General features: G+C 65.1%; 14 protein-coding genes and 1 tRNA gene. 1 reads left to right on the top strand and 14 read right to left on the bottom strand.

Annotated features, from left to right (window positions below; genetic code table 11):
- Window positions 1-335: 335 nt before the first annotated feature.
- The 6 genes from CT676_RS01045 to CT676_RS01020 all read right to left on the bottom strand — a co-directional run bounded on the left by CT676_RS01045 (window position 336) and on the right by CT676_RS01020 (window position 7,727).
- Complete coding sequence (locus CT676_RS01045) at window positions 336-719, bottom strand: RidA family protein (protein ID WP_063983404.1); 384 nt, start codon at window positions 717-719, stop codon at window positions 336-338.
- Window positions 720-733: 14 nt separating this feature from the next.
- Window positions 734-3,064: an acetamidase/formamidase family protein gene (locus CT676_RS01040; protein ID WP_167767892.1), complete on the bottom strand. Its 2,331-nt coding sequence runs from the start codon at window positions 3,062-3,064 to the stop codon at window positions 734-736.
- Window positions 3,065-3,198: 134 nt separating this feature from the next.
- Window positions 3,199-4,440 (bottom strand): acetamidase/formamidase family protein, encoded by a 1,242-nt coding sequence (locus CT676_RS01035; RefSeq protein ID WP_135213596.1) that lies wholly within the window; start codon window positions 4,438-4,440, stop codon window positions 3,199-3,201.
- Window positions 4,441-4,483: 43 nt separating this feature from the next.
- Window positions 4,484-6,106 (bottom strand): amino acid ABC transporter permease/ATP-binding protein, encoded by a 1,623-nt coding sequence (locus tag CT676_RS01030; protein WP_135213595.1) that lies wholly within the window; start codon window positions 6,104-6,106, stop codon window positions 4,484-4,486.
- Window positions 6,106-7,023: an ABC transporter substrate-binding protein gene (locus CT676_RS01025; protein WP_135213594.1), complete on the bottom strand. Its 918-nt coding sequence runs from the start codon at window positions 7,021-7,023 to the stop codon at window positions 6,106-6,108. Before CT676_RS01025 ends, CT676_RS01030 begins: the two co-directional genes overlap by 1 nt.
- 440 nt (window positions 7,024-7,463) lie before the next feature.
- Complete coding sequence (locus tag CT676_RS01020; RefSeq protein ID WP_063983409.1) at window positions 7,464-7,727, bottom strand: hypothetical protein; 264 nt, start codon at window positions 7,725-7,727, stop codon at window positions 7,464-7,466.
- A gap of 262 nt (window positions 7,728-7,989) precedes the next feature.
- On the opposite strand from CT676_RS01020, the gene CT676_RS01015 reads away from it, so the two are divergent.
- Window positions 7,990-8,184 carry a hypothetical protein gene (locus tag CT676_RS01015; RefSeq protein WP_039148908.1) on the top strand — a complete coding sequence of 65 codons (195 nt, stop codon included), beginning with the start codon at window positions 7,990-7,992 and terminating at the stop codon, window positions 8,182-8,184.
- An 81-nt stretch (window positions 8,185-8,265) separates the two neighbouring features.
- Here CT676_RS01015 and CT676_RS43805 read toward each other — a convergent pair whose 3' ends face one another.
- The 8 genes from CT676_RS43805 to CT676_RS00975 form a co-directional block, all read right to left on the bottom strand.
- Window positions 8,266-8,412, bottom strand: a complete 147-nt coding sequence (locus CT676_RS43805; RefSeq protein ID WP_167767891.1) for a hypothetical protein — start codon at window positions 8,410-8,412, stop codon at window positions 8,266-8,268.
- Between the two features lie 189 nt (window positions 8,413-8,601).
- Window positions 8,602-8,675, bottom strand: a tRNA-Cys gene (locus CT676_RS01005).
- 34 nt (window positions 8,676-8,709) lie between these two features.
- Window positions 8,710-9,492 carry an ABC transporter ATP-binding protein gene (locus CT676_RS01000; RefSeq protein ID WP_244623022.1) on the bottom strand — a complete coding sequence of 261 codons (783 nt, stop codon included), beginning with the start codon at window positions 9,490-9,492 and terminating at the stop codon, window positions 8,710-8,712.
- Window positions 9,493-9,499: 7 nt separating this feature from the next.
- The gene (locus CT676_RS00995; protein WP_343287530.1) at window positions 9,500-10,216 is read right to left on the bottom strand and encodes an ABC transporter permease; all 717 of its coding nucleotides are present in this window, start codon (window positions 10,214-10,216) and stop codon (window positions 9,500-9,502) included.
- A gap of 196 nt (window positions 10,217-10,412) precedes the next feature.
- On the bottom strand, window positions 10,413-11,147 hold the full coding sequence (locus CT676_RS00990; RefSeq protein WP_063983412.1) for a tRNA-uridine aminocarboxypropyltransferase: 735 nt from the start codon (window positions 11,145-11,147) through the stop codon (window positions 10,413-10,415).
- Window positions 11,148-11,657: 510 nt separating this feature from the next.
- Window positions 11,658-12,458 (bottom strand): class I SAM-dependent methyltransferase, encoded by an 801-nt coding sequence (locus CT676_RS00985; protein WP_135213592.1) that lies wholly within the window; start codon window positions 12,456-12,458, stop codon window positions 11,658-11,660.
- Between the two features lie 225 nt (window positions 12,459-12,683).
- On the bottom strand, window positions 12,684-15,788 hold the full coding sequence (locus tag CT676_RS00980; protein WP_135213591.1) for an efflux RND transporter permease subunit: 3,105 nt from the start codon (window positions 15,786-15,788) through the stop codon (window positions 12,684-12,686).
- Complete coding sequence (locus CT676_RS00975; RefSeq protein ID WP_135213590.1) at window positions 15,788-18,937, bottom strand: efflux RND transporter permease subunit; 3,150 nt, start codon at window positions 18,935-18,937, stop codon at window positions 15,788-15,790. Before CT676_RS00975 ends, CT676_RS00980 begins: the two co-directional genes overlap by 1 nt.
- Between the last annotated feature and the right edge of the window lie 21 nt (window positions 18,938-18,958).

Below are 18,958 nucleotides of genomic sequence, written 5' to 3'. Positions count from 1 at the left end.
CCATTTTGGTGCTTTAGGAAGAGGAAGTACGATCACGTTCCCCTGACCCTCATGCACTCTGTGGGTTAGTCGTCGGCCGCAGGCGACGCGTTCAAGGCTGGTGACCATCGATAGATCACGGCCGATCAAGACTTCTTGCACGCGCGGGTTGCAATTTAAGACGAAGTGGAGAGAGAGCGTTTGGTGACTGCCACTCTCGTGTCCCGGACGCGTTGCAACGTGAACCGTTGCGGCGCCAAGCCGGGACCCGGAAAGCCGCACCGTAGCTGTGGCATGGGCCCCGGCTCTGCTGCGCATCAGTTCGTGCCGCAGCGTCCGGGCTGCGAAAGCCGAGCTCACGGCCGCCGGCACACCAGATCGATCTCGATCAGTGCGTCATAGGCGAGCCCAGTGACGCCGACACACGTGCGAGCCGGCAAACGATCCGGTGCGAAGAAGCTGCGATAGGTCTCGTTCATCGCGGCATAGTCTTCCTTGAAACGCGTCAGATAGATCCGCGTCATCACGACGTGCTCGAGGCCGAGATCGAGGCCGGCGAGCACCACCTTCAAATTCTCCATCACGGCCCGCGTCTGCGCCTCTATGCCGTCGGGCAGCACACCCGGCGCCTGCGGCGTGTCCGGCATCTGGCCGGTGACGAAGACAAACCCGTCGGTCTCGACGGCGTGACTGAAGGGCGCGACCGGCTTCGGTCCGCCGCTGATCATGTGGAATTTCACTTGAGATGTCCTTGTTAAGTCGCGTCCCGAAACAGGCGCTTGCTGAGGATGGCGTGCACGCCCCAATTGCCGTCGACGACCTGGGTGACGCCAAAATCGACGGCGGCCGACATCAGCGCGATCGCCTCGTCCTCGCTGAGGCCCTTCACGTTCATCAGGAAGCGCCGCATTTTCCGGAACGCATCCTTCATGGCAAGGTCGAGCGAGGACTTTGCGTAGACCTCGCTCTGGCCCTGCGCGCCGAACTCGGCGAGATAGTTGGGATGGCTGAACCCGGTCAGCACCCAGTCGGTCTCGGTCTCGATCAGGGGATAAGAGAGATCGGCAAAGGGCTGGCCGGCCAGTTCGGCCTTCTTGTGCAGGATCACCTCGAACGTCCCTGTCATCGAACATTCGATCGCGGTGCCGCTGAGTTCGCCGTCCCCCTGGGTGGCATGGGAATCGCCGACCGACAGCAGCGCGCCGGGCACGGAGACCGGAAGGTAGACGGTCGACCCCTTCCCCAGTCGCCAATTGTCGAGGTTGCCGCCGAAATAGGACGGCGGCACGGAGTCGACGAAATCGACCTCGCGCGGCGCCACCGCGATCACGCCGAAATGCGGCCTCAGGGGAATGCGGATGCCGTCGAGTACGGCATGCCGGCGCTTCACCGTGGCGGGCGCGACGGGGACGCCGGGATAGTCGTAGGTGGCGTGCACGACGCCGAAGGGGTCGGTCTGTGGCTCCCAGCGATAGGAATAGAGCGCCCGGGCGTGCGGCTCCTCGGGATCGTCGAAGATCTCGTAGATGGTGACGACCTCGCGCGGCTTGGGACCGCCGAGAAACTCGTTGTAGTGATAGCCCCACCAGGCCGCGACCGAGGAGCCGAACACGCGGCCGGCATGGTTCGGATTGCGGCTCGCGCGCGGCACGATGTCGAGGATGCGCACCTCCAGCACGTCGCCGGGCTGGGCATCCTTCACCGCGACCGGCCCCGTGCAGATGTGCACGCCAAATCCTTCGCCGGCGCCGCGGCCGAACACACTCGCGTCCATCGGACCAGCGCCGCGACGATCGACGTTCTTCTTGTCCCGTGTCCAGCCGAACACGCTTTCAGCACCGGCATCGCCCGCGATCATCATCTCGGGCGCGTCGGAGGCGTGCTGCGTCAGCGTCTCGATGGTGACGGTGTCGCCCGAGGCGATCTCGATTTGCGGCGCCAGCGAGCGGCTGAAATAGCCCCAATGGATGCGGCTGGCTTCGACCGGGAGATGGTGATGCCTGCGTTCCGTGGTCGTCCGCTCCTCAGTGCCGGCACACGCAACGGTGCTGCGTGCCTCGACGCTCGAATGCACGCGCAGTTGCGCCAGCGCCTCCTGCGGCCAGCCGCGCTGGCCGGCAATGCCGTGCTGCAAGGTCGCCCGCTCCGCCTCCTGCTGGCGAAACTCGCGCGGCGGCAGGCCGAAGCGGTGACGGAAGGCGCGGCTGAAATGAGCGGAATCGCCAAAGCCGTAGGCATAGGCGATCTCCGAGATCGAACGATGCGCCTCGGTCGGATTGGACAGATCGGCCCAGGCACGCTGGAGGCGGCGCTCCCGGACGTAATGGGTGAAATTGTCGCCGACCGTCTCGAACAGCTTTTGCAGGTAGCGCTCGGAAATCCCCTCGGCCTGCGCGACGCGCGCCGGTGCCAGTTCGGGATCGTCGAGCCGGCGCTCGATGGTCTGGCAGATCCGATGCAGCAGCGCTGCCTGCGTCGCGCTCGATCCGGCATCGGACGTCGAAGCCGCCAGTTGATGCGCGAGCGTCAGGAGCAGATCAACGAGCGACTGCGCGACCGAATTCCACTCGGCATCGCTCAACGTGTCGAGCGTGCGCGCGGTCGCGTCCAGCAGACGCGAGAACACATCGGCAAAGCCGCTGGGTGGAACGACGCGGGGCTCGCCGAGCCGCGGCCTGCCCGAGAGGCGTCCGTGCAGCGCTTCCGAGGTCACCGACAGCACGATGGCCCGCATGTCGCGCTGGAACACGATGCTCCAGTCCCCGCTCCGCGGCAGCAGCACGAGATGGCCGACCGGAACGATGCGGTGGCCGCCGGCGCTCTTCAGCACCATGCCGTCCTCGACCGGGATCAGCGCGATCGGAAGGTCTTCATTCGGTTGCGAAAGAGGCGCGACGCTTTGCGCGCCAGCGGCCATGCGCGTCAGCGCAACACCTGCGGCATGGCGATGCGATGCGGTTGCATGTCCGTCAAAGAAGGAATGGCCGGTCGCCGGTTGCAGGCCAACCGCCGCCAGCACGTCCCGCCAGGCTTCGGGGCGGTCGTCTTGCGCGTAGGACTCGCTCGTGAACGGCCGGAAGCTCATCGGATCAACCCAGATTGCAGTTGATCGAAGCAACCTCTGTGCCAGACGAACGCGGTCATCCGTCGCAGCAACGGGCCGCAAATGACGTTCGCCGCTCATCCCCTCATCCCGAAAACTCGCTGTGTCTCAATGCATTAGTCGCAGCGAAAGATGTTCTTGCGGATCGTGCCGTGGACGCCCCAATTGGCGTCGACGACCTGGGTGACGCCGAAATCGGCGCCGACCGATAGCAGCGAGATCGCCTCGTCCTCGCCGAGACCGTGCACGGTCATCAGGAACCGCCGGAGTTTTCTGAACGCATCGCGCATCGCACGGTCGAGGCTCGAGTGATTGGCAATCTCGGTTTGTGCATCGGCCCCGAGCGCGGCCAGATAGTTCGGATAGGTGAAGCCGTAGAACGACCAGGCGTGATCGGTCTCCAGCATCGGATGGTCGAGGCCCTCCAGATTGGTGCCGGCCAGATCAGCCTTCTTGTGCAGGATGAACTCGAAATCGCCGGTGAGCGAGGTCTCGATTGCGGTGCCGCCGAGCTCGCTGTCGCCTTGCGCGGCGTGGGGATCGCCGACCGAGAAATAGGCGCCGGGGACCGCGACCGGATAGAACATCCGCGCGCCCTTGCCGATGCGCCAGTCGTCGATGTTGCCGCCGGTGTAGCTCGGTGGGATCGAGCTGACGAAATCAGCTTCCGAGGGCGCGAGGCCCATGGTGCCGAAATGCAATCGCGCGGGCACCCTCACGCTCGACAGAATGTTTTCGCGCTTCCTGACGGTGGCGTGATCGACGCGCACGCCGGGATAGTCGATGGTGGGATGCACGATGCCGTCGGGGTCGGTCTGCGGCGTCCAGACGTAGTTGTAGACCGCTTTCGCATAAGGCTCGCCCGAGGTGTCGAGCTCGAAGATGGTGACGACCTCGCGCGGCTTCGGCTCTTCGATCAAATCGTGATAGTGAAAGCCCCAATTGGCCGCGACGTTGGAGCCGAAGCAGCGGCCGGAATGGCAGGCGCTGCAGCTCGGTCGCGGCCGGATGTCGAGGATGCGCACTTCCAGGATATCGCCGGGCTCGGCACCTTCAATCGCGACGGGACCAGTGAGGAGATGCACGCCGATCCCCTCGCCTGCGCCGCGGATGAACGGACCTTCGGTCGGGCCCGAGCCGCGGCGCGCCACCGCCTTGTGCTCGCGCGTCCACTGGAACACGCTCTCGGCACCGGGATCGCCCTGGATCATGCGCTCGTAATCGTCATTGGCATGATGGGTCAGCGTCTCGATGGTGGCGCGGTCTCCCGAGCGCAGCGTCAGGGCCGGCGTGACCTTCTTGGAGAAATAGCCCCAGTGGACGGTCTTCGGCGAAACCGGCAGCGTGAAATGCTTCATGACGTGGCCTCTTCGGGAGTCTTGAACCTTACGAAGGCAGCGCTCATCGCACCGCCTCCGGAGTCTTGTCGGCTTCCATCACGCTGAGGAAACGCGCCGTCAGCGGATTGCGGGGGTTGGTGAGCACCTCGTGCGCCGGCCCCTCCTCGATGATCGCGCCGCCGCTCAGGAAAGCGACGCGATCGGCGACCTCATCGGCAAAGCGGATCTGGTGCGTCGAGATGATCATGGTGAGGCCGTCGTCGATGGCGAGCCGCCGGATCACTTCAAGCACCTCGTTGACGAGCTCGGGATCGAGCGCCGAGGTCGGCTCGTCCAAAAGCAGCACGCTTGGATTGGGCGCCAGCGCGCGGGCGATGGCGACGCGCTGCTGCTGGCCGCCGGAGAGATGTCGCGGCAGCGCGTCGGCGCGATGTGAGAGACCGACACGGTCGAGCAGCTCGGTGGCGCGACGGTCGGCGTCGATGCGGGTCATACCGTGGACCCAGCGCAAAGGCCCGGCGATGTTTTCGCGTGCCGACAGATGGGCGAACAAATTGAACTGCTGGAACACCATGCCGACGCCGACGGTTGCCCGCTCGTTGGCGATCGCCCGGGGTGACAGCAACTTGCCGTCGTCGTCAAAGCCGAGACGGCGGCCGCCGACGCGCACGGTGCCTCCGTCCCAGCTTTCGAGATGGTTGATGCAGCGGAGCAGCGTGCTCTTGCCCGAGCCGCTGGGGCCGAGCAGCGCGACCACTTCGCCGACGCGAACGGTCAGATCGAGGCCGCCGAGCACCTTTTGCGTGCCGTAGCTCTTGGTGAGGTCCTTGGTCTCGACCGCGATGTTGTTGCGCGCGATCGTCGCGGAACGCCGCGTACGCTCCTCTCTGGTCAGAGCAAGCGGCGGCGTGTCGGTCAGCTCTGCCTGCACGGGTTCGGGATCGGCGACGGTCGCCTCCGCAAGCTCCAGCTTGGCGCCGAGATCGACGCGACGCCACGGCAGGTAATCGGCGAGCTTGCGCTTCCGTCCCTTGGCGCGGTCGAGATCGAGCAGCCATTCGACGAACAACTGGATGACGCTGATGGCAAAGGTCAGCACGAGATACAAAAGACCCGAGGCGAAGAAGATCGAGAAGAAGTCGAAGGTCGAGGACGCCAATTGGGTCGAGCGCAAGGTCAGCTCCTGGACTGCGACGACGGACGCCAGCGAGGAATTCTTCAGCGCGCTCACCGCCTCGTTGCCAAAGGCCGGGATCATGGTGCGGATCGCCTGCGGCGCGATCACCCGCCACATCAGGATCCGCGGCGTCATGCCGAGCGCCTGGCCGGCCGTCACCTGCCCGCGGTCGACGCCGAGCACGCCGGCGCGCAACATTTCCGCGATGAACGGCGCCTCGTTGCAGGCGAGTGCGAGACCGGCGGCAAGCACCGCCGGCAGCTTGATACCGATATGCGGCAGCGCGTCGTAGGCGAACACCATCTGCAGGATCAGCGGCGTGCCGCGAAAGATCACGGTATAGGCCCTGGCGATCGCCGCCAGGAGCCAGAAGCGCGAGAGCTGCATGCCGGCGAGGATCAATCCAAGGATCAATCCACCGCCGAGCCCGAGGGCGGTCACCTCGAGGGTGAGCTCGATGCCCTTGAGCAGATACGGCATGCTCAGGTAATGGAGGAACAGCGACATCAGTCTGCCGTCAGAATGTCAGGCTCCTTGAAGTTGTTCACGTCGAGCCCATGCTTCTTCAGAAGCTCCATATGCGTGCCGGCCTTCTGCACCTCGATCAGCGCGGCGAGCACGGCGTCGCGGAATTTCGGCTTGTCCTTGGGAACGGCGATGCCGACCGAATACGGGATCGTCACCGCGATCGCCTTCTCCAGCTTGTCCGGATAGGCCTTGACCGCGCTGTCGACGGTGTTGACGTCATTGACATAGGTGTCGGCGCGGCCGGCGAGGATCGCCTGGATGCAGTTGGCGTTGTTGTCGTAGAGCTGGATGGTCGGCTCGGCCTTGCCCGCCTTCTTGCATTCCGGGATCAGGGCCTGGATCAGGGGCACCTCGACATAGCCGGTGTTCTCGGCGGCGGCCGCGCCACACATCGACATGTTGATGCCGTTGATGCCCTTCGGATTGCCCTTGGCGACGAGCACCCCGTCGAACACTTTCGAGTAGGTGATGAAGTCCGCGGCCTTGGCGCGCTCCTTGGTGGCGTAGATGTCGGAGATGACGATGTCCGCCTGGCCGGCAGCGAGCGTTGTGAGGAGTGCTGCGAACGTCACCGGCTTGTAGGTCAGCTTGAAGCCGAGGCATTCGCCGATGGCCTCGCCAAGATCGATGTCGAAGCCGATATATTTGCTGGGATCCTTCGGGTCGATCGTCTCATAGCCCGGTGTATGCGGGTTGATGGCGTTGACGAGCGTCTTGCCCTTCCAGTCCGGATATTTCTCCTGGAGTGCGGCGCAGGCGGCGGGCGCGGCGGCCTGCGCGCTCAGCGGCGCCGCTGCGACGAGGCCGAAGGCGATGGTGGCGCCGAGCGCGACCTTGCGCCACGGTGATGATGCGCGCGCCGTTCCCTGCGCGTGGGGCAATACCCGTGTCTCCATCTCCAGCTCCTTCGAATTGTCATGGCACTGGCCATGTTCCAGATCTCGGGAACGAGCCTAGGTGGAGTGCGGACGGGAAAGCTTGTCCGCGGGCGTACAAAAAATTGGATGAATGGGGCCCGCGAATTGGGCAGCACCCTGCACAAAAACTGTTCGTGCGTCAGGTGTCCTGCGGCACGCAATTCCGAATTCGGGAGAACCAAATCATCTCGCGCGACGCAATGATCTGCACGGTCGGAGAATCAATCAGTCAGGATATTTGACGGAGATATGACGTTTACTGGCGGAAATGAGGTGCCGGGCAGACGCATCTGTGGACGACATCCACAGCATCTCACCGCTTTCCACAGCCTGTCCGCAGCATATCCACAGGCCGACTATGCCGGATTCGCGAGACCGCACGAGCCACTTGCTGCGCACAAACCCACAGGGCGGCTATGTCAGCCGCCGGCCTGGTCGAAGACGGTGCGGCAAGCCTCGCTCAAGCTTGAGCGGTTACGGCGCAGACAGGCCGTGATGGCGCGGACGTTGGGGATCTCGCCGGCGCAGAGCCGATAGACGTCGGGGGTGCAGGCCCGGCGCTGCTCCGGCGTTCCCTGCTGCGCATTGGCGGCGGAGGCGAACAGCGCCAGGAACAGCCCGACCGTCGAGGCGCGGCGCGCCCGGCTCTTCGCACCCGCAAACCGTAAGAACCTTGCCCTCATGACCAAGTCTCCCGTCTGCCTTGCCCGCCCCCGGCCTTCGCTGGCCGGTGTCGTGCCAAGGGGTAGGAGAAATAAATCGCGGGGGATGTGATCTCTTTCACACTGAGGCCGGACGGGAGGAACGTACGGTTCCGAGGGGATTTTAAGGAATTGCTAACCAATCGGAGCCCGATCGCCGGGTCGCTAAAATGCGAACGATCGGCTCAATCGGGTAACAAACCGGCTTTGCGACATTGCGCCATCCGCGTTCTGCGAGGGTGCGATGAGCGAAGCCGAATTCAACTTGCTGCTGGATGCCGTCCGGGACGCCATGGTCTATCAAGATTTCGCGCCCGAGCCGGAGGAGGAATTCGTGCCCCGCTCGTGGTCGTACGTCGCAACGCCCAAAGCCGCCAATGACAATGAGGGCGCCTGGCCCCTTCTGCCGTTTCCGGACGGCTGGTACGCGGCCTGTTGAGACCACTTTCAACGTCAACCGATGCGCCCGCTCCCGCGGGCGTTTTGCTATCGGCCATGCGCCGGAACGGCGCGGCTCCGATCAGGTCTTGACCCGCTCCTCGCCGTCCTGCGGCACCCGGTCGGGTGCGGCCGGCGGAAAGATGCTGTCATAGATCGCACGGGCCTCGCGAATGAGGCGAGCCCGTTCCAGCTCGGATTTCGGGACGAATCGGACGACGTCGCTCACGTGCTCTTCAGCTCCAGGGGTTCGTGACGCATCACTTCGCAGATGCGAAGTCTATGCCATCGGGCCTGAATCGCTGGTGTCCGCCAAGCCCCGGGCAAACCCGGTGTGCACGGCCTGGCAGGCCTCAATCGCGTGCTCCGCGGAACGCGCGGTGAGCAAAATTTATGATGAAATATCAGGAGGTTGTTATGGAGGCCACGACCAGAATTGAACTGGTGTACACGGTTTTGCAGACCGTTGCGTAACCACTCCGCCACGTGGCCCCGTAAGGGCGGAGCAATATAGGGGATCAATGGCTTAGGCAACCCCGACCGGGCGTTTACGCCTTGCACCCGCCCGGGCCGGCGAGATATTTCGCAAGAATCGCATGGTCGGGCCGACCGCGGTCATCCGCCCCTCCTCGAGCAGGATCGCGCGGTTACAGGTGCTCTGGATCAGCTCGATGTCGTGCGAGGCCAGCACCAGGATGCCGGCACGGGCCACGATCTCGTCGAGCCGCTGCCGCGCCTTCCGGCGGAATTGCTGGTCGCCGACGCCGATCCATTCGTCGAGCAGCACGATCTCGCCTTCCACGGCGGTTGCGACCGCGAAGATCAGCCGCAGCATCATGCCGCTGGAATAGGTCCGCAGCGGCAGGTCGAGCCTGTCACCGAGCTCGGTGAACTCGGCGATCTCCGCCCGCCGCGCATCGATCTCGGAGCGCCGCGCGCCGATTACGAGCCCGCGGCGCACGATGTTCTCGTAGCCCGTGGCCTCCTCGTCGAAGCCGGCCGACAGGTCGAACAGCGACAGGCAGCGGCCGAGTACGTCCACGCTGCCCGCGGTCGGATGATAGATACCGGCGAGCACCCGAAGCAGCGTGGTCTTGCCGGCGCCGTTGGCGCCGATGATGGCGACGCGGTCGCCGGCGCGGATGTCGAGACTGACGTCGTTGAGCGCGGAGACGATGTGCGGCACCGCCGGCGTCCGGCGCAGCGTCACCGCGCTGACGAAGCGGCTGCGCAGCGAACGGTCGCGGAACGACAGCACCGGAAATTTGACCGAAACGTTGCGGAGCACGATCTGGGCAGCAAGGCTCATGCGCGCCTCACAGCCAATACGCCACGCGGTGGCGGTATTTTGCGTAGCAGCCGAAGGCGATGACGGCTACGACGATCGCATAGATCGCCCCGAGCAGCCATTGCTGCGGATCGGTCGGCTGCGACAGCAGCGGCCTGCGCACGAGGTCGAGCAGCGTCGCGAACGGATTGGCCCGGATCAGCCAGTGGAACGCGGTGCCGCGCAGGGCGTCCTCGGTCCAGATGATCGGCGTCAGGAAGAAGATGAATTGCAGGCCGCTGACGATCGCCGTGCCGATATCGCGAAAGCGCGCGCAGAGCATGCCGAGCGCGACCGAACCGCCGAGCAGAACGATGAGCAGGATCGCAAAGCCGGGCACCGCGAGCAGCATGCTCCCATGCAGCGGCCAGGGCATTACGATATAGAGCAGAACGACGATCACCAGATGATGCGCGAAGATGAGCACGTTGCGCGCGATCATCTGAAGCACATGCACGATCAGCGGCGCCGGCACGGCCTTGATCAGATGGCCTGACGACACGAAGATGCTGGAGCCCTCCTGAAGCGTCGTCGCGATCAGGGTCCAGACAATCAGGCCGACGGCAAAGGGCGGCAGGAAACCGGCGAGTTCCTGCTTGAACAGTGCGGCGTAGACCGTGCCGACACTTGCGATTGTTGCTGCCAGCGTCAGCGTGATCCAGAGCGGGCCGATCACGGTGCGCCGGTAACGCAGCGAGATGTCCATCAGCGCGAGCGTGCCCCACCGATCGGGCCGCGCCACCTGTGCAAGGATTTCCTTCGCCGCGGCCTGAATTCGACTGCCCCTTCCGCTTCCGGCTTTCCGATTCTGCGAAGATAACAGTTCGCGGCCCATCGGCCGATCGTCTCTACCCGCCCGTCTCGCGCGGGGCAATCAACCGTACGGAGGATTTAAGCGCGAGTCAGCTGCGCTTGCTGCGCCGGACACCGCGCCGGCGGTCCTTGACCGGCGGTTTTGGCGCCAATTCCGGCATTTCGGCCTGAACCTCGCGGTAGCGCGTCAACATCCGTTCAAAACTGGCATTGAGCGTCTCGGCGATATCGGGGCGCTTCTCAAGACTGGCCAGGATGGTCGCGGCCGCCTCGATGGTCGACAGCCCGTCTTTCCGCGGCTCCTTGCGCAGGCGTCCGTATCGGGAGGGATGCGCCGGGTTGAGGATCACGCGCTGGCATTTGAGCATCCAGGGATTGCGCCACCACAGCGCCTTGGCCTGGCTCCAGGTGCCGTCGAGCAGCACCACGCCTTCGAGCTTGCCGAGGATCGAGCGCTGGTTCTCCGCGACTTCGCCCTTGCGGTTGAGCGCCAGGATCTCGCCCTCGGCCTCCAGATCGGCCGCGCGCGCCGAGCCAAGATAGAGCACGGCCCAGTGCGAGGCGTTCTCGACCGGCCGCGCCAGCGCCTTGGACAGGCTCGACCAGGACAGGCCGACCCGCACCGTGGCATCGGCAAAGTGCTTCGCAAGCAGCCGGGCGGTGCCGAGCGCCCTGTCCTGCTCCTGCGGATGCTGGAGGATCAGGAGCGAGAGCCGGTTCTTGATGGGCGTGACACTGTCGCAGATGCACAGCGGCATCGGCTTCTGGCAGTGCGGGCATTCGGGGATCGGATCGGCCGGCGCGGCGGCTGTGGGGTTCGACATGGTCGCCGCTATACGCTTGAAGCGGCGGTTCAACAACTCTCTTGCCGGGAGTGGCGCCGCCATAACCCCGAACCTCGGCACACGACAAAAAGACCGCCCGAAGGCGGTCTCGTTGCGCCGGTATGTCGAACGCGTCGACCGCTCTGCTAGACCGGCGTTCCGGCAGCGTCTCTCCAATCCACAGTACCATTCGCGGCCACGTTGGCGACCCAAATCGGCTTGCTGAGGTCGGTGTCGTAGAACTGAGCACCTACGTCGACATGGGCTTTGGGGCGGGGATTGGGAGGCGATGGTCATGAAGTGTGATGGTCGGGCCGTAGTACACGGTCCAGTTGACTGCCGAATGACGTTATCGCTCGGACTTGGTGACGTCTTGGAGGGTACGATCGTTCTACAAGGCGCCTGCGTTGCGTGACGTTCCGCGCTCGAAGGCCTTTCGTCCCGTGCGCTCTTTCGTCTTCGCAATCAGGTGTACGGCGGCTTGAGCCCGACGTGACTTGGCTGTCGGGCTCACGGCACGGGGCGTTTGCGCATGAACGCCGTCAACACCGTCTTGAACGGAGCCGGCGTGCAGTGCTGAACCGCTAGCAACAGCGAATAGAGCAGCTTCGATCCGAAATAATAGGCCGGCTCCGCGTCCCACGGGATCACATACAGATCGTATCGGGAGGCGGGAAAATGCCGTTTGAACGCGCTGGCAGTGTTCAGCCGATAGACGGCCGGGAAGACATCCTCGCCCTTGCGGTCGTCCTGGGCCGACTGGATGATGCGGGCATGCAACCGGTCGGGGATCATCCGGTTGGCGAGTGCGATGTATCCATAGCGGTTGGGCGTTCGCGCGCAGATCCAGCCGCCCGGCTTGAGCACGCGGTCGAGTTCACGGGCGACTCTGGCAGGATCCTGGAGATGCTCGAACACGAAATCCGATACGATCACGTCGATGGATTGATCGGCGATCGGAAGCTCTCCGTCGGGTGTGATCACGAACGCCCGATCCAGCGCCTTGTTGGTCGTGACAGCCGGGTCGACATCCACCCCGACGAGCTCGCGCACCCGTCCCTTCAACGACCGCAGACTGCGCCGGTAGGCGACCGAATCCTCGCTCTGGCCGGCGCCTCGCCCGGCGCCAAAGTCCAGCACGACGGAATCCGGTCCAACCAAGGCCCCGACCCGCTGCCAGAACTGAATCGTGCCATCGACCCGAGAGAATCCACCCGCCGCAATCTCCGGGAAAAAGTGCGATCCGACGGTATTAGCCATTTGGCCAATCACTCCAAAGCAACACGAGCCAGCCGATTTCCGCTCGCCCACAAGGTTTCCCAAGCACGTCACACATTCTCGGGGCGGAATTCCGTTCGAATGCAACAGCTTCGGGCGGCGCGACGAGCGAAGGCCGCGCCCGTCTCCGTTCTGTAACGAGCTTTGTTGACAGAAATGAGAAGTAACAGCCTTTATGAGAACAGATGTTAAGTTGACAACATCAAATGTTAGGGGATCGAGCCGACTGACGGTGTCGGAACGTGCGCGATACTTGGCCTATTCCGCCGGTGCGGCCAGCGGGCGCGGCTCGGAGCGGCGGCGCAGGCGGTCGATCAGCAGGTAGATCACGGGAGTCGTGTAGAGCGTCAGGATCTGCGAGACGAACAGGCCGCCGATGATGGTGATACCGAGCGGACGGCGGAGCTCCGTGCCCGGACCGGTCGCGATGACCAGCGGAATTCCGGCGAACAGCGCCGCCATGGTCGTCATCAGGATGGGGCGGAAGCGCGCCTGGCAGGCCTCGAAGATCGCCTCCGCCGAGGACAGGCCGCGCTGGCGCTCGGCATCGAGCGCGAAGTCCACCATCATGATGCCGTTCTTCTTGACGATGCCGATCAACAGGATGATGCCGACGAAGGCGATCACCGTCAGCGGCGTGTTAGTGAGCTGCAAGGCGAGCAGCGCGCCGAGCCCCGCGGACGGCAGCGTCGAGATGATCGTCAGCGGATGGGCGAGGCTCTCATAGAGCACGCCGAGCACGATATACATCGCCACCAGCGCGCCGAGGATCAGCAGCGGCTGGCGGCCGCTGGTCCTGGCGAAATCGCCGGCATTGCCGTCAAAACTGCCGCGAATGCCTTCCGGCATGTGCAGCTCCTCGATCGCGCGCTGCACGTTCTGGGTCGCGGTCTGGAGCGGCACGTCCGGCATCAGGTTGAACGACACCGTGGTCGAGGGAAACCCCTGCGAATGATAGACCGCCAGCGCAGCGAGCCCGCGCGTCGCATGTACCACGGCCGACAGCGGCACCTGCGCGTCATTGGCACCGGCGACATAGATGCGATCAAGGTTGGATGGGTCGACCTGGAATTTCGGGTCGATCTCCAGCACGGTCATATACTGGTTGCGTTGGGTGTAGATGATCCCGATCTGCCGCTGCGAAAACGCGTTGTTGAGCGCGTTGTCGATGTCCTGGACCCTGACGCCGAGCGCCGAGGCCTTCTGGCGGTCGATCGAGAGCGTGAGCTGAAGCCCGCCGGGATCGCGGTCGCTGGAAATATCTGTGATGCCCTCGACGCTCTCCATGCGCTTGGCCACGATCGGCGCCCACTTCTGGAGCAGGCCGAGGTCGGTGCTGGTCAGCGTGTACTGGTAGTCGGAATCGCTCTGCCGTCCGCCGGCGCGGACGTCCTGGGCGGCGAACATGAACAGACGGATTCCGGGCACCGGGTACAGGGCGCGCCTGAGACGGTCGATCACGACCTGCGTCGAGACGTGGTCACGCTCCTCCGGCGGCTTCAGGCTGATGAACATGGTGCCGCGGTTCGAGGTCGCCCCCCCCGGCCCGCCTCCGCTGCCGACCGTCGAGCCGATGCCGGCCACGGCCGGATCCTGCATCACGATGTCGGCGAGCCGCTGCTGCAGGCCGAGCATGGACTGGAACGAGATGTCGGCCGAGGCGCGCGTCGCGCCGATGACGAAGCCGGAATCGTCGGTCGGGAAATAGCCCTTGGGGACCTTGATGTAGAGCGTCACCGTGAGGCCGATGGTGGCGAAGAACACCAGCAGCGTCAGCAGCGGATATTGCAGCACGGTGCGCAAGCTGCGGGCGTAAAACGTGACGACGCGCGACAGCGAGCCTTCGATCAGCCGATCGAACAGCGTCGCGGTGCCGGACGTGGTCTGCCGGATGTAATGGGCGCAGATCATCGGCGTGACCGTCAGCGACACCAGCGTCGAGACCAGGATCGCAAAGGTCAGCGTCAGCGAGAACTCGCGCAGCAGGCGGCCGACGATGCCGTCCATGAAGATCAGCGGCGTGAAAGCCGCGATCAGCGACAGGCTGATCGAGACCACGGTGAACCCGATCTGCCGGGCGCCAACGAGCGCGGCCTGGAGCGGCCGCATGCCATGCTCGAGATTGCGGTACATGTTCTCGATCATGACGATGGCGTCGTCGACCACGAAGCCGACCGAGATCGCCAGCGCCATCAGCGACAGATTGTCGATCGAGAAGCCCGCGACCCACATCCCGGCACAGGTCCCGGCCAGCGCCAGCGGCACCGAGATGCCAGCCGCGATCGTCGGCGTCAGCCGCCGTAGGAACACGAACACCACGACCATCACGAGGACAGCGGTTGCCAGCAGCGTCCACTGCATGTCGAGCACGCTGGCGCGGATCGTACTGGTGCGGTCGACCAGCGTGGAAATATCGACACCCGCCGGGATCCATTGCTTCAGCGCCGGGATCAGCGCCTTCACCCGGTCGACGGTGTCGATGACGTTGGCGTCGCCCTGCTTGGTGATCTGGATCAGCACCGCCGGCTGCTTGTTGAACCAGGCGATGGAGCGAGCGTTGCGGACGGAGTCCTCGATGTCGGCGACGTCGGACAGCCGGACGAAATTGCCGTTCGAGCTCTTGATGATGATGTCGCGGAACTCTTTCGCCGTCCGCATCTGCTTGTTCAGCGACAGCGTCTCGCTCTGGCGCTCGCCGTTGAAGATGCCGACGGGACCAAGCGGGTTGGCATTGATGATTGCAGTCCTGACGTCGTCGGTGGCGATGCCGGCGTTAGACAGCGCGACGGGGTTGAGCTGCACGCGCACCGCCGGCTGATCGGCGCCGCTCACCGTCACGTCGCCGACACCAGGCACCTGCGAGATGCGTTGCGCGAGCACGGTATCGGCGACGTCGTAGATCGCGCTGGCCGACAGCGTCTTCGAGGTCAGCGCCAGTACGAAAACGGGCGCGCCGGCCGTGTTCGCCTTGCGGAAGCGCGGCAGCGTCGGGAGGTCGCTCGGCAGGTCGATCAGCGCCGCGTTGATCGCCGCCTGCACGTCGCGTGCGGCCTTGTCGATGTTGCGACCGATGTCGAACTGCAGCTGGATGCTGGTCGTGCCGAGCGACGACGTCGAGGTGATCTGGTTGATGCCCGCGATCTCGCCGAGCCGACGCTCCAATGGCGAGGCCACCGTCGCCGCCATGACGGACGGGTCGGCGCCCGGCCGGCTGGCCGACACGAAGATGGCGGGGAAGTCGACGTTCGGGACCGAGGCGACAGGCAGGAACTCGTAGGCGACGACACCCAGCAGGAACAACCCGATCGACAGCAGCGTGGTCGCGACCGGCCGGCGGATGAAGGGCTCCGAGATCGATGCCATCACTGCATCCCCTCGGTCGCGCCCGCGACCGGCGGGCCGCCGGATTCAGCCGGCGGCAGCGCCTGCTCGAGGCGGCGGTTGATGCGGTCGAGCGCCAGGTAGATCACGGGCGTGGTGTAGAGCGTCAAAAGCTGGCTCAGCAGCAGGCCGCCGATGATGGAGATGCCGAGCGGAAAGCGCAGCTCGGCGCCGGTGCCGCTCTCGATTGCGAGCGGCAGCGCGCCGAACAGCGCCGCCAGCGTTGTCATCATGATCGGACGGAAGCGCAAGAGACAGGCCTGCACGATCGCCTCGTTCGGCGACATCCCCTGCCGGCGCTCGGCCTCGAGCGCGAAGTCGATCATCATGATCGCGTTCTTCTTGACGATGCCCATCAGCAGGATAATGCCGATCAGGCCGATCACCGAGAGGTCCTGCCCGCACAGCATCAGCGCCAGGATCGCGCCGACGCCGGCCGAAGGCAGCGTCGACAGGATGGTGATCGGGTGGATGTAGCTCTCATAGAGCACGCCCAGCACGATGTAGATCGTGATCACGGCGGCGAGCAGCAGCCAGGGCTGGCCGGCGAGCGCCTTGGCGAATTCGGCGGCATCGCCAGCATAGACGCCGACGATGCTGTTGGGCATCTCGATCCGGGTCTCGATCGTCTTCACCGCCTCGACGGCATCGCCGAGCGCGGCGCCCGGGGCGAGGTTGAAGCTGAGCGAGATCGACGGGAATTGCGCCTGGTGCGAGATCGCGAGCGGCGCCGTGGTGCGCTTCAGCGTCGCCACGGCCGAGAGCGGCACCTGGGCGTTGGGCGCGCCCACGATGCTGCTCGCCGCGCCCGGCAGATACAGCTTCGACAGGATCGAGGGATCGCGCTGGTACATCGGCAGCGCCTCCAGCACCACGCGGTACTGGTTGGCCTGGCCGTAGATGGTCGAGATCTGCCGCTGCGCGAACGCATCGTTGAGCGTGTCGGTGATTCCCTGCAGGCTCACGCCGAGCTGCCCGGCCCGGGTCCGGTCCACATCGAGCTGCGCCCGCAGGCCGCCCTCCTGCGCCTCCGAGGAGACGTCGCGGAACAGCGGATCGCGCCGCATCTCGGCAACAAGCTTGCGCGCCCATTCCGACACTAGCGTCGCATCGGTCCCGGTCAGCGTGTACTGGTACTGCGAACGGCTCGACTGGGTCGAGATCTGCACGTCCTGCACCGGCTGGAAATAGACGGTCATGCCGGGGATGGCCGACACCCGTTCCTTCAGCCGGGTCACGACCGCGCTGACGTCGTCGCGCCGCTCGCCGCGCGGCTTCAAGGTCATGACCAGGCGCCCGACATTGGTGGTCGGGTTGACCGAGCCCGCCCCGATCACCGAGACCACGCCGACCACGTCAGGATCGGCCTTGATGGCATCGGCCGCCTCGGCCTGACGCTTCTGCATCTCGGTGAACGACACGTCGGGTCCCGCCTCCGTCACCGCCGTGATCGAGGCGGTGTCCTGAAGCGGCAGAAAGCCCTTTGGCGCGACGACGTAGAGGACGAGGGTCGCGACCAGGGTCGCAAATGTCACGAGCAGCGTGGCGCGCTGGCGTTCCAGGACCCAGAGCAGCGTCCGGTGATAGAACTCGACGGTGCTATCGATGAAGCGGCTGATCGCGGCCAATCCCGGCACCGCCAGTTCCTCATGGGCGTGCTTGAGCAGCCGCGAGCACATCATCGGCGTCAGCGTCAGCGAGACCACGGCCGAGGTCACGACCGCGATCGTCAGCGTCAGCGCGAATTCGCGGAACATGCGCCCGACGAGGCCGGACATGAACAGCAGCGGGATGAACACCGCGATCAACGACACCGTCAGCGAGATCACGGTGAAGCCGATTTCGCTGGCCCCCTTCAGCGAGGCCTCCATCGCGCTATCGCCGTTCTCCATGTGGCGGACGATGTTCTCGATCATGACGATGGCGTCGTCGACGACGAAGCCGGTGCCGATGGTGAGCGCCATCAGCGACAGATTGTCGAGGCTGAAGCCGGCGAAATACATGATGCCGAAGCTGGTGATCAGCGACAGCGGCAGCGCGACGCCCGCGATCAGCGTGGCCCGCAGGGAGCGCAGGAACAACAGCACCACCAGCGTCACCAAGACGACGCTGAGGATCAGGGTGAACTGCACGTCGCGAACCGAGGCGCGGATGGTGACGGTACGGTCGGAGACGATGGTGAGGTTCACGCCGGCCGGAATGGCGCGCTGGACCTTTGGGATTTCCGCCCGGATCTGGCTGACGACATCGATGACGTTGGCGCCGGGCTGGCGCTGGATGTCGATGATGACCGCCGGCGTGCCCTGGTACCAGCCGCCGGTGCGGTCGTTCTCGAGGCCATCCACGATCTGCGCGACGTCGCCGATCGTGACCGGCGAGCCGTTGCGGTAGGCGATGATAACAGGCTTGTAGGCGTCGGCGGCAGCGATCTGGTCGTTGGCGGCGATGATGTAGGATTGCTGCGCCCCGTCGAGCGAGCCTTTTGGCCCCGAGACGTTGGCGTTGGCGATCGCGGCGCGCAGATCCTCCATCGCGATGCCATAGGCCGCGAGCCGCGCGAGGTCGGCCTGGACGCGCACGGCCGGCTTCAGCCCGCCGAGCACCGAGACGCGCCCGACGCCGGAAATCTGGCTCAGCCGCTGTGCCAGAAGCGTGTCGGCGATGTCGCTCATCGCCCGCAGCGAGATCGTGTCGGAGCGAAGCGCCAGCGTCATCACCGGTGCGTCCGCCGGGTTCACCTTGGCGTAGGTCGGCGGATACGGCAGCGTCTTGGGCAGCACGCCGGCCGCCGCGTTGATCGCGGCCTGCACGTCCTGGGTCGCGCCGTCGATGTCGCGGTTGAGATCGAACTGAAGCGAGATCTGGCTGACGCCGAACGAACTCGTCGAGTTCATCGCCGACAGCGACGGGATCTGGCCGAGCTGCCGCTCCAGCGGCGCGGTGATCAGCGAGGCGATCACGTCGGGGCTGGCGCCCGGCAGCTGCGTCGTCACCTGCACGGTCGGGAAGTCGACCTGCGGCAGCGCCGAGACCGGCAGCGAGAAATAGCCGAGCGCGCCCCCGATCAGCAGGGCGATGCCGAGCAGCGAGGTCGCGATCGGGCGGCGGATGAAGGGTTCGGAGACGCCCATGGGATGTGCCTGCCGCTCAGG

Source organism: Bradyrhizobium sp. MOS001, assembly GCF_004634465.1.
In the GTDB taxonomy this organism is placed as follows: domain Bacteria; phylum Pseudomonadota; class Alphaproteobacteria; order Rhizobiales; family Xanthobacteraceae; genus Bradyrhizobium; species Bradyrhizobium barranii.
The sequence above is the reverse complement of the archived record's forward strand: the minus strand, read 5'-3'. Positions and strand labels throughout refer to the sequence as shown.